The sequence below is a fragment of the Micromonospora sp. DT178 genome, from assembly GCF_049841695.1.
Lineage (GTDB): Bacteria > Actinomycetota > Actinomycetes > Mycobacteriales > Micromonosporaceae > Micromonospora.
In genome coordinates this window covers 110,316-121,529 of record NZ_JBNCKV010000012.1, presented here as the reverse complement: position 1 = coordinate 121,529, position 11,214 = coordinate 110,316, and the positions used below count along the sequence as shown (strand labels likewise).

Here is an 11,214-nt window from a genome sequence, read left to right as displayed (position 1 = left end):
GTCACGAGAAAGCGAGATGTCATGGCGGACGAAGAGCGGCTGCGCGAGTACCTGACGCGGGTCGTCGCCGAACTTCAGCAGACCCGCCAACGGCTGCGCGAGGTCACCGCCGAGGAGTCTGAGCCGGTGGCGATCGTGGCGATGAGCTGCCGCTACCCGGGCGGCATCACCTCGCCCGAACAGCTGTGGGAGTTCGTCTCGTCCGGCGGGGACGCCATCGGCGACTTCCCCACCGACCGGGGCTGGGACCTGGAGCGGCTCTACCACGCCGACCCGGACAACGCCGGCACCTCGTACACCACCTCCGGCGGGTTCCTGCACGACGCGGGGCAGTTCGACGCCGCGCTGTTCGGCATCTCGCCGCGCGAGGCGGTCGCCATGGACCCGCAGCAGCGGCTGCTGCTGGAGGTCACCTGGGAGCTGTTCGAGCGGGCCGGCATCGCCCCGCTGTCGCTGCGCGGCAGCCGCTCCGGCGTCTTCGTCGGCACCTCCGGCCAGGACTACGCCGCCGTGCTGCACCGGGCTCCCGGCGTCGAGGGCTACGTGCTGACCGGCACCGCCGCCAGCGTGGTCTCCGGCCGGCTGGCGTACACGTTCGGGCTGGAGGGCCCCACGGTCACCGTGGACACCGCCTGCTCGTCGGCGTCGGTCGCCATCCACCTCGCCTGCCAGGCGCTGCGCCAGCGCGAGTGCGGGCTCGCCCTGGCCGGCGGGGCGACCGTGCTGGCCACCCCCGGCCCGTTCGTCGAGTTCTCCCGGCAGCGCGGCCTCGCCGCCGACGGCCGGTGCAAGTCGTTCGCCGCGTCCGCCGACGGCACCGGCTGGTCCGAGGGCGTCGGCATGCTGCTGCTGGAACGGCTCAGCGACGCCCGCCGCAACGGCCACCCCGTGGTCGGGATCATCCGCAGCTCCGCGGTGAACCAGGACGGCGCGTCCAACGGGCTCACCGCCCCCAACGGCCCGTCCCAGCAGCGGGTCATCCGGCAGGCCCTGGCCGGCGCGAAGCTCACCCCCGACCTGGTCGACGTCGTGGAGGCGCACGGCACCGGCACCACCCTCGGCGACCCGATCGAGGCCCAGGCCCTGCTCGCCACGTACGGCCGGGAGCGCGGCGACGCCGCGCCGCTGCTGCTCGGCTCCATCAAGTCCAACATCGGCCACACCCAGGCCGCCGCCGGCATCGCCGGGGTGATCAAGATGGTGGAGGCGATGCGGCACGGGATCGTGCCGGCCACCCTGCACGTCGACGAGCCCACCCCGCACGTGGACTGGGCCGCCGGCGCGGTCACCCTGCTCACCGAGGCCACGCCGTGGCCGGCCGTGGACCGGCCGCGCCGCGCCGCCGTGTCCTCCTTCGGCATGAGCGGCACCAACACCCACCTCATCCTCGAACAGCCCGAGCCGGCCCGCGCCGAGGCCGACCGGCCGGAGGCGCCCGCGCCCGCGCCGGTGCTGCTCACCGGCCGCACCCGCACCGCGCTGCGCCGCCAGGCCGAGCGCTGGTCGCGGTACGTCGCCGACGACGCGGACCTGCGCCCGGCCGACGTCGCCTGGACCTCGGTGGTCTCCCGCTCGCCCCTGGAACACCGGGCGGTCGTCCTCGCCGACGATCGTGACGGGCTGCTCGCCGCCCTGCACGCCCTCGCCGAGGACCGGCCCGCCCCCGGCCTGGTCACCGGCGCCGCCGCCGAACGCGGCGGGGTCGCGTTCCTCTTCTCCGGCCAGGGCGCCCAGCGCGCCGGCGCCGGCCGGGAACTGTCCGAGACGTACCCGGTCTTCGCCGAGGCCCTCGACGAGGTCTGCGCCCACCTCGACCACCGGCTGCCCCGCCCGCTGAAGCCGCTGCTGCACGCCGAGCCCGGCACCGACGAGGCCGCGCTGCTCGACCAGACCGTCTTCACCCAGGCCGCCCTGTTCGCCGTCGAGGTGGCGCTGCACCGGCTGCTCGGCTCCTGGGGACTGGCCCCCGACATGGTCGCCGGGCACTCCGTCGGCGAGCTGACCGCCGCCCACGTCGCCGGCGTGCTCACCCTCGACGACGCCTGCGCCCTCGTCGCCGCCCGGGGCCGGCTCATGCAGGCGCTGCCCGCCGGCGGCGCGATGCTCGCCGTCGCCGCCGACGAGGCCCGCGTCGCCGAGTCGATCGCCGCGCTGACCGACCGCGTCGCTGTCGCCGCCGTCAACGGCCCCGGCGCCGTCGTCGTCTCCGGCGACGGCGCTTCCATCGACGAGCTGGCCGAACTCTGGACCGGCCGGGGGGTGAAGGTGCGGCGGCTGCGGGTCAGCCACGCCTTCCACAGCCCGCTGATGGAGCCGATGCTCGCCGAGTTCGCCGCCGTCGCCGCCGGCCTCGACCTGCGCGCCCCCACCCTGCCGGTGGTGTCCAACCTGACCGGCGAGCTGGCCGACGCGGCGCAGCTCACCGACCCCGGTTACTGGGTGCGCCATGTCCGGGAGGCGGTCCGCTTCGCCGACGGCGTACGCACCCTGCGCGCCCACGGCGTCGGCACCTTCGTGGAGGTCGGCCCCGACGCCGTCCTCACCGCCAGCATCGAGCAGACCCTCGCCGGGGCCGAGGCCGGCGACGCCGCCCCCGCCGTGGTGGTGCCGGTGCTGCGCCGGGACCGCCCGGACCGCCGCGCCCTGCTCGCCGCCCTCGCCCAGCTCCACGTCGCCGGCACCCCGGTGCGCTGGGCGGACCTTTTCGCCGACCGGCCCGGCCGGCTCGTCGGCCTGCCCACCTACCCGTTCGAGCGGCAGCACTACTGGGTGCCGGCCGAGGCGCCCGCCGACGAGACCACCGCCGGCGGGACCGGCGCGCTCGACCGGCGGTTCTGGGCGGCCGTCGAACGCGCCGACCTCGACGCGCTGCGGGACACCCTCGCCGTCACCGACTCCGCCGCCGCCGAGTCGCTGCGTACCCTGCTGCCCGTCCTCGCCGACTGGCGGCGGCAGCGGCAGGAACACTCGGTGCTCGACGGCTGGCGCTACCGGGCCGACTGGCAGGTGACCGGCGAACCCACCCCCGCCCGGCTGGCCGGCACCTGGCTGCTGGCCCTGCCCGCCGACGCCGCCGACGACCCGACGGCGCGGACCGTCCGGGCCGCGCTGACCGGCGCCGGCGCCGACGTGCTGCCGCTGACCGTCGAGCCGGACGCCGACCGGGCCGGCCTCGCGGCGTCCCTCGCCGGCACCGACCCCGCCGGCGTCGTCTCCCTGCTCGCCGCGGAGCCGCCCGCCGCCGACGGCGCCGTCCTGCCCGGCCTGACCGCCACCCTCGCGCTCGTGCAGGCGCTCGGCGACGCCAGCCTGGACGCGCCGCTGTGGCTGGTCACCCGGGGCGCGGTCGCCGCCGCCTCGTACGACCGGCTCACCGATCCGGCGCAGGCCGCGATCTGGGGCCTCGGCCGGGTGGTCGGCGTCGAGGCACCGCACCGCTGGGGCGGCCTGGTCGACCTGCCGCCGGAGCCCGACGACCGGGCCGCCACCCGGCTCGCCGCGATCCTCACCGGATCGACGGGCGAGGACCAGCTCGCGGTACGCGGCCCCGGCGTCTTCGCCCGCCGCCTCGTCCGTGCCGCCCTCGGCGACCGCCCGCCGGCGCGCCGGTTCACGCCCACCGGCACCGCCCTGATCACCGGCGGCACCGGCGGACTCGGTGCCCGTGCCGCCCGCTGGCTCGCCGCCGCCGGAGCCGAACACGTCGTGCTGGTCAGCCGGCGTGGACCCGACGCCCCCGGCGCCGCCGAGCTGGAGGCCGAGCTGACCGGCCTCGGGGCCCGGGTCACCGTCGCCGCCTGCGACATCGCCGACCGGGCCGCCCTCGCCGAGCTGCTCGACCGGATCGAGGCCGACGGCCCGCCGGTGCGTACCGTCCTGCACACCGCCGGCATCGCGCAGGCCACCCCGCTGGCGGAGGTCACCCCCGCCGAGCTGGCCGAGGTGACCGTCGGCAAGACCGCCGGCGCCGCCCACCTCGCCGACCTCCTCGCCGACCGGGAACTGGACGCCTTCGTCGTCTACTCGTCCATCGCCGCCACCTGGGGCAGCGGCGGGCAGGCCGGGTACGCGGCCGGCAACGCCTACCTCGACGCGCTGGTGCAGCGGCGGCGGGCCGAGGGCCGGGCCGGCACCGCCATCGCCTGGGGACCCTGGTCCGACGGCGGCATGCACGCGGCCGACGCCGAGCGGAACCTGCGCCGCCGGGGCCTGCCCGCGATGGACCCGACCGTGGCCATGGGCGCGTTGCAGCAGGCCCTCGACCACGACGACGTCACCGTGACGGTGGCCGACGTGGACTGGTCCCGGTTCGCCCCCGCGTACGCCTCCGCCCGCCGCCGGCCGCTGCTGGAGGGCGTACCGGAGGCGCGGGCCGCCCTCGACGGCGGCGTCGCGGTCGACGACGGCGACGAGGGCCCGGCGGCGACCCTGCGCCGGCGCCTCGCCGGGCTGGCCCCGGCGCGGCGTGAGGAGGCCGTCGCCGACCTGGTCCGGGAACTCGCCGCCGACGTGCTCGGCCACGACGGCGGGGCCGCGGCCATCCCGGCGACCACCGCGTTCCGTGACCTCGGCTTCGACTCGCTGACCGCCGTGGAGCTGCGTAACCGGCTCGTCGCCGCCACCGGGCAGGCGCTGCCCACCACCCTGGTCTTCGACCACCCCACCCCGATCGTGCTGGCCCGGCTCCTGCTCGCCGGCCTCTTCGACGCCGACGCCGACGCCGGGCCGGCCCACGTCGCCGCCCCGGCCGCCGTCGACGACGACGAGCCGGTGGCCATCGTCGCCATGGCCTGCCGCTACCCCGGCGGCGTCGACGACCCCGAGCGGCTGTGGCGCCTCGTCGCCGACGGTGCGGACGCCATCGGCGACTTCCCGACCGACCGGGGCTGGGACCTCGACCGGCTCTACGACCCCGACCCGGCCAACCCCGGCACCACCTACGCCGACAAGGGCGGCTTCCTGCACGGGGCGGCGGAGTTCGACCCGGGCTTCTTCGGGATCTCGCCCCGCGAGGCGGCGGCCATGGACCCGCAGCAGCGGTTGCTGCTGGAGGTCTCGTGGGAGGCGGTCGAGCGGGCAGGGGTTGAGCCTGGGGTTCTTCGGGGTTCGCGAACAGGGGTGTTCGTGGGCACGAATGGTCAGGACTATGGGGCCCTGCTCATGGCTGCGGGGGAGCAGGCCGAAGGGTTCGGGGCCACGGGCAACGCCGCCAGTGTGGTGTCGGGTCGGGTGGCGTACGCGTTGGGGTTGGAGGGGCCGGCGGTGTCGGTGGACACGGCGTGTTCGTCGTCGCTCGTGGCGTTGCACCTGGCGGTGCAGTCGCTGCGGCGCGGCGAGTGCGACCTCGCCCTCGCCGGCGGCGTCACGGTCATGGCCACCCCCGGCACCTTCTTCGAGTTCTCCCGGCAGCGCGGCCTGGCCGCCGACGGCCGCTGCAAGGCGTTCGCGGCGGCCGCCGACGGCACGGGCTGGGGCGAGGGCGTCGGCGTGCTGCTCGTGGAGCGGCTGTCGGACGCCCGGCGCAACGGCCACAAGGTCCTCGCGATCGTGCGGGGCAGCGCGGTCAACCAGGACGGCGCGTCCAACGGCCTGACCGCGCCGAACGGCCCCTCCCAGCAGCGGGTGATCCGGCACGCCCTCGCGGGTGCCCGACTGGGCACGGCGGACGTGGACGTGGTCGAGGCGCACGGCACGGGCACGACGCTGGGCGACCCGATCGAGGCGCAGGCGCTGCTCGCCACCTACGGGCAGGGCCGCGACGGGCACGAGCCGCTGCTGCTCGGCTCGATCAAGTCGAACATCGGGCACACGCAGGCCGCCTCCGGCGTGGCGGGTGTGATCAAGATGGTGCTGGCGATGCGGCACGGCATGGTGCCGGCGACGCTGCACGTGGACGAGCCGTCCCCGCACATCGACTGGACCTCCGGCGCCGTCGAACTGGCGATCGAGTCGCGGCCGTGGCCGGCGGTGGACCGGCCGCGTCGGGCGGCGGTGTCGTCGTTCGGCATGTCCGGCACGAACGCCCACGTCATCATCGAGCTGCCCGACGAGCCGGAGGCGGTGGCCCCGACGGTGTCCGGGCCGGGCCTGGTCGCGTCGGACGTCGTGGTGTGGCCGGTGTCGGCGCGCTCGAAGCGCGCCCTCGCGGGTCAGGCGGCCCGGCTGGCGGAGTACGTGCGCGGGCGCGGCGAGGTGGATCCGGCGGCGGTGGGCTGGTCCCTGGCCACGACCCGGTCGGTGTTCGACCAGCGGGCCGCGGTGGTCGGGTCGACCGTCGAGGACCTGCTGGCGGGGCTCGACGCCCTGGCGTCGGGGTCGCCGGCCGGCAACGTGGTCGCCGGCGCGGCCTTGTCGCACGGCGCGGGCCCGGTGTTCGTGTTCCCGGGTCAGGGTGCGCAGTCGGCGCGGATGGCGGCCGGCCTGGTGGGTCGTACGCCGGTGTTCGACGCACGCCTTGCGGAGTGCCAGCGGGCGCTGGCGCCGTACCTGGACGTGGACCTGGTCTCGGTGTTGACGGGCGAGGACGAGTCGTGGTTGGCGCGGGTCGAGGTCGTGCAGCCGGTGCTGTGGGCCGTGGGCATGGCCCTCGCCGCGGTGTGGCAGCACGCGGGAGTTGTTCCGGCTGCGGTGGTCGGCCACTCGCAGGGCGAGATCGGTGCCGCGTGCGTGGCCGGCATCCTGTCCCTGGAGGACGCGGCGAAGGCCGTGGCGTTGCGGTCGCGGGCGCTGACGGTGCTGCGCGGCACCGGCACCATGGCGTCGATCGACCTCTCCGCCGACGCCGTCACCGAGCGTCTGGGGGAGTTCCCGGGCGTGGGTGTCGCGGCAGTCAATGGCCCCTCCACCGTGGTGGTGTCGGGTCCGCCGCAGCCGGTCGCCGCCCTGGTGGAGTCCTGCCAGGCCGACGGGGTGCGGGCGCGGCTGATCCCGGTGGACTACGCGTCGCACTCGGCGGCGGTGCAGGAGGTCGCGGAGCGGTTGCGCGCCGACCTGGCCGACATCACCCCCCGACAGGGGCACGTCCGGCTCGTCTCCACGCTCACCGGTGACTGGGTCGACCCGGCGTCGATGACGGCGGACTACTGGTACGACAACCTGCGCCAGACCGTGCGGTTCGACCCGGCCGTCCGCGTCGCCATCGAGGCGGGTCACACCACGTTCGTGGAGATCAGCCCGCATCCGGTGCTGACGATGCCGGTCACGGCGATCCTCGACGACACCGGCGCGACCGGGCACACCCTGGGCAGCCTGCGGCGGGGTGACGACGACGCGACGCGGCTGCTGACCAACCTCGCCACCGCGCACGCGATCGGCCTGCCCGTCGACCTGACGGCCGTCCTGGCCCGGACCGGCACCGTCGCGCTGCCCACGTACGCCTTCGAGCGGGGACGCTTCTGGCTGGAGGCGCCCGCGCACCGGGTACGCGACGTCGGTTCCGCCGGCCTCCAGGACACCGACCACCCGCTGCTCAGCGCGGCCGTGCCCGTCGCCGACGACCAGACGGTGGTGCTGACCGGGCGGCTGTCGGTGCGTACCCACCCGTGGCTGGCCGACCACGCCGTCGGCGGGACGGTGATCGTCCCCGGCACCGGCCTCGTCGACATGGTGGTCCGGGCCGGTGACGAGGTCGACGCCGGACAGGTGGGCGACCTGACGCTGATCAACCCGCTGGTGCTCCCGGCGGCCGGCGCGGTGCAGGTGCAGGTGCGGGTGGGCCCGCCCGGTGACACCGGCGAGCGGAGCGTCACCGTGCACTCCCGCCCCGAGGAGGACGCCGACGCCGAGTGGACCCGGCACGCCGAGGGCCTGCTGCTGCCGCAGCTGCCCGCCCCGACGGTCGTACCGGGGCAGTGGCCGCCGGCCGACGCCGTCGAGGTCGACGCCGACCTGGACGCCTGGTACGCCGAGATGGCCGAGGGCGGCATCGGCTACGGCCCCGCCTTCCGCGGCCTGCGCCGGGTGTGGCGCGGCGACGACGAGGTCTACGCCGAGGTGGCCCTCCCCGAGGAGGCGGCCGCCGACGCGTCCCGGTTCGGGCTGCACCCGGCCCTGTTCGACGCGGCCCTCCAGGCCAGCGGGCTCACCGCCCTGCTCGGCGACCCGGCGGACGCCTCCGGGACGGGCTGGATGCCGTTCGCCTTCCGCGCGGTCGCCCTGCACGCCCACGGCGCCACCCGGCTGCGGGCGCGACTGCGGTCACTCGGCCCGGACACGGTCGCGGTCACGCTCGCCGACACCGCCGGCCAGCCGGTCGCCACCGTCGAGTCGCTGACCTTCCGCCCGGTCGCCGCGGGCCGGGCCGACGAGGCCGCCGCCCTGCGCCGCACCTCCGTGTTCCACCTGGACTGGACGCCGCTGCCGAGCACCGACGCGCCGGCGGGGGAGCCGGTCCGCTGGGCGCTGCTCGGCGACGACACCCTCGGCCTCACCGGAGCGCTCACCGCCGCCGGGCACCAGGTGCGGGCCCACGCCGACCTGTCCGCGCTGGTCGCCGAGGCAGGGGAGGCCGGGGACGTACCCGATGTGGTGCTGGACCTGCGCTCCGGCGCGGAGGCGGACCCGGAGCGGGCCGGCGAGGCCGCACACGACGCGGCCCGCGACGCGCTCGCGCTGGTGCAGCAGTGGTTGGGCGAGCCCCGGCTGGAGCGGTCCCGGCTGGTCCTGCACACCCGGGGGGCGGTCGGCGCCGCCCCGGGCGAGGCCCCCCGCGACCTGGCCCGGGCGAGCCTGTGGGGCCTGGTGCGCTCGGCGCAGTCCGAGCACCCCGGCCGGTTCACGCTGCTCGACACCGACGACTCCGCCGCCTCCCTGGCGGCGGTCCCGTCGGCCGTCGCCTCCGGCGAGCCGCAGCTCGCGGTCCGCGACGGCGCGCCGCTGGTGCCCCGGCTGGCCCGGGCGCGCGACGCCGGGGTGCTGCCGCTGCCCGCCGACGAGGTGCCGTGGCGCCTCGACGTCACCGAGAAGGGCACGCTGGAGAACCTGGCCCTGCTGCCCGCCCCCGGAGCCAGCGGGGAACTGCCGGCGGGCCACGTCCTGGTCGGGATGCGCGCCTCCGGGCTGAACTTCCGGGACGTGGTGCTGGCCCTCGGCATGGTGCCCGACCAGGAGGTGCTGGGCAACGAGGGCGCCGGCGTGGTGCTCGGCGTCGGGCCGGGGGTCACCGACCTCGCCCCCGGCGACCGGGTGATGGGCATCTTCTCCGGCTCGTTCTCCTCGGCCGCGGTCACCGACCGCCGGCTGCTCACCCGCATCCCCGACGGCTGGTCGTACACCGACGCCGCCGCCGTGCCCGTGGTCTTCCTGACCGCCTGGTACGGCCTGGTCGAGCTGGCCCGGCTGCGCGCCGGGGAGTCCGTGCTCGTCCACGCGGCGGCCGGCGGCGTCGGCATGGCCGCCGTGCAGATCGCCCGCCACCTCGGCGCGGAGGTCTACGGCACGGCCAGCCCCGGCAAGTGGCCGGCGCTGCGCGCCACCGGCTTCGACGACGCGCACCTCGCCTCCTCCCGCAGCCTCGACTTCGCCGGGGAGTTCTCCCACCGCACCGGCGGGCGGGGCGTCGACGTGGTGCTCAACGCGCTCAGCGGCGAGTACGTCGACGCGTCGCTGCGGCTGCTCGCCGACGGCGGCCGGTTCGTCGAGATGGGCAAGACCGACAAGCGGGACCCGGAGCGGGTCGCCGCCGCGCACCCCGGCGTGAGCTACCAGGTCTTCGACCTCATCGAGGCCGGCCCGGAGAAGATCGGCGCGATGCTGGGCGAGCTGATGGCCCTCTTCGCCGGCGGGGCGCTGCGGCCGCTGCCCCGGCGCACCTGGGACGTCCGGCGCGCCCCCGAGGCGTTCCGCTTCCTCAGCCAGGCCCGGCACGTCGGCAAGCTCGCCCTGAGCGTCCCGCAGGTGCCCCGGCTCGACGGCACGGTCCTGGTCTCCGGGGCGACCGGCACCCTCGGGGCGCTGCTCTGCCGCCACCTGGTCACCGCGCACCACGCCCGGCAGCTGCTCCTGGTCAGCCGGCGCGGCCCGGACGCCGAGGGCGCCGACGAGCTGCTCGCCGACCTCAAGGCGCTCGGCGCGGACGTGTCGATCGTCGCCGCCGACCTGGCCGACCCGGACGCCGTGGCGGACGTGCTGTCCATGGTGGACCGGCGGCACCCGCTGCGCGCCGTCGTGCACGCCGCCGGCGTCCTCGACGACGCCACCGTCGAGTCGCTCACCCCGGACCGCCTCGACGCGGTGCTGCGGCCCAAGGTCGACGTGGCCTGGAACCTGCACCGGGCGACCCTCGGCCACGAGCTGACCGCGTTCGTGCTCTTCTCCGCCGCCGCCGGCGTGTTCGGCGGCCCCGGCCAGGGCAACTACGCCGCCGGCAACGCGTTCCTCGACGCCCTCGCCGAGCACCGGCGGGCCCTCGGCCTGCCGGCGGTCGCGCTGGCCTGGGGCCGCTGGGCCCAGGCCAGCGGCATGACGGGGCACCTCGACTCGGCCGACATCCGCCGGCTCGACCGGGGCGGCATGGCGGCGCTGTCCAACGACGAGGGCCTCGCCCTGTTCGACGCGGCCTGGCGCTCCGAGCGGGCGACGCTGATGCCCGCCAAGATCATGACCGGGGTGGCGGCGCCCGAGGCGCCCGTCCACCCGCTGCTGGCGAACCTGGTCCGCGCCGCCGGCCGCCGGGCCGCGGCCGGCGAGGCCGCCGACGGGCAGGCGTACGCCGAGACGCTGCGCGCCCTGCCCGACGACAAGCGGGTACGCGCCCTGCGCGACCTGGTGCTGTCGCACGTGGCGGTCGTCCTCGGCCACGGCGACCCGGGCGGCATCGAGCCGACCCGCGCGTTCCGGGAACTCGGCTTCGACTCGCTCACCGCCGTCGAGCTGCGCAACCGGCTCGGCGCGACCACCGGGCTGCGGCTGCCGGCGACGCTGGTCTTCGACAACCCGACGCCCGAGGCGCTCGCCGCCCACCTGGCCGGGCAGTTCGCCCCGGCGAGCCCGGCGGGCGAGCCGTCGACGGCGGGCCGGGAACTCGACCGGCTGGAGGCGGCGCTCGTCGGGCTCGACCCGACCGACGACGAGTTCCGCCGCATCACCGACCGGCTGCACGGCCTGCTGGACCGGCTGACCGAGCGGCAGGCGGACGCGGACGGCGACGACGACCTGGAGTCGGCCACCGCCGAGAACATCTTCGACCTGATCGACCGCGAGCTGGAGACGTCGTGA

1 protein-coding gene is annotated in these 11,214 nt (G+C 76.8%); it reads left to right on the top strand.

The annotated features are described in order from the left end of the window. The first annotated feature begins 21 nt into the window (after window positions 1-21). Window positions 22-11,214, top strand: coding sequence for a type I polyketide synthase (locus ACLQ22_RS22235; protein ID WP_425694009.1), 11,193 nt, complete (start codon window positions 22-24; stop codon window positions 11,212-11,214).

Excerpts from the sequence above, each read along its gene's own strand:
- ACLQ22_RS22235 (WP_425694009.1), top strand. The coding sequence starts at position 22 with ATGGCGGACGAAGAGCGGCTGCGCGAGTACCTGACGCGGGTCGTCGCC.